The 1,281-nt window shown below is 75.0% G+C and carries 1 protein-coding gene; it reads right to left on the bottom strand.

Going from position 1 to position 1,281, the window contains the following annotated elements:
• Positions 1-69: 69 nt before the first annotated feature.
• The gene (locus ACTIDRAF_RS0224545) at positions 70-855 is read right to left on the bottom strand and encodes an aminotransferase class IV (protein ID WP_026066461.1); all 786 of its coding nucleotides are present in this window, start codon (positions 853-855) and stop codon (positions 70-72) included.
• Between the last annotated feature and the right edge of the window lie 426 nt (positions 856-1,281).

The following is a 1,281-nucleotide window of genomic DNA, read 5'->3' as shown; positions in this document are numbered from 1 at the left end:
GGGTCGCCGGCCGGCCCGGTGCGGGGTGGCCGCCGGGCGGGAGCGCGCCGCCGGTGCGCGGCCGGTCGTTCACAGCCGGTCCCAGGGCACCGAGGCGTAGATGTGATGCAACGTCCCCATCAGCTCCCCGTCGACGGGGAAGTGGTGGTCGTCGATCCGGCCGACGGGGCTCACGCCACGCGAGTTGGTGAGGAACGCAGCCGACAGCCCGGGCAGGTCCCCCAGGCGCACCGGGCGGCGGTGTTGCGGCACGCCCCGCGCGGTCAGGCCCGTGACGAGCAGCCCTTCGGTGACGCCGGCGAGCGCGGGCGCCTGCGGCCACCGGACCTCCGGCCCGTCGAGGAACCCGATGTTGCTGACGGTGCCCTCGGTGACCAGGTCGTCCTGTCCGACGAGCAGGGCGTCGTCGAAACCGTCCTGCCTGGCCCGCCGCCCGTGGTGGAGTTGGGCGAAGGTCCCCACGTGTTTGAGGTGCGGCAGGGGGCGTTGGTAGCGGACCGAACGGAGGCGTTGCGGGGCCGCCGGCGGGTCGGCGGGTGGGCGGATGGTGACCAGCAGGGACGACGTGGGGGCGTCCTCGGGCTGGAAGACGCTGATGCGCACGGTGGCGTCGTGGCGGGCGGCCAGGGCGTGGCGGACACGTCGGCGGACCAGGTCGCCGTCGAGTCCGGTGCCGAAGAGTTCCCGGTTGGCGGTGTCGAGCCGGTCCAGGTGGGCGGCCAGGCCTCGAACGCGCCGGTTGCGGACCTGCATGGTGGTGACGTGACCGTAGTTGACGGTGGCGGGCAGGAGGAGCTGGTCGACGGTGGCGGGCTGGCCGTCGATCTCGGCGTGGAGCACGCCTGCTGTGTTCACGGCGGGCGATGCTAACCGGAGCTCCCTCGCGCGCGGCCGGCCCCCGGACGGCGGGTGCCGTGTGCCGGGGGCGCGGGACACCCGGCGAACAGCCGGGAGGGCGCGCCACTACCGGCGGTGGGGACGGTCGGTCGCGGTGGGCAGCGCGGCTGAGCGCCAACCGTGAGTCCCGGCCCGGCCATGCGGGCTGCCCGTCCGGGTGAGTGAGGACGAATCGGTGGTGCCCTCACCCACGCGGAAATCCCCGTTGCCCCGGGGAGTGCGAGGTCGACGAGGTGCGCAGCCGCCCGCGGGGTGGGGACCGTACGGCTCGCGGTGGCAGGGCGAGGGAGTCGCCCGACCAGCCGGGACCCGAGGATGCAGGGGCACGGGCCGACCGGAGCTGGGGGGGTGTCCCTATGTGGTTGTCAAGCCGCAGCCGGGGCG

Origin of the sequence: Actinoalloteichus spitiensis RMV-1378 (genome assembly GCF_000239155.1) — a bacterium.
Taxonomy (GTDB): domain Bacteria; phylum Actinomycetota; class Actinomycetes; order Mycobacteriales; family Pseudonocardiaceae; genus Actinoalloteichus_B; species Actinoalloteichus_B spitiensis.
This window is presented reverse-complemented; position numbering and strand designations above follow the sequence as displayed.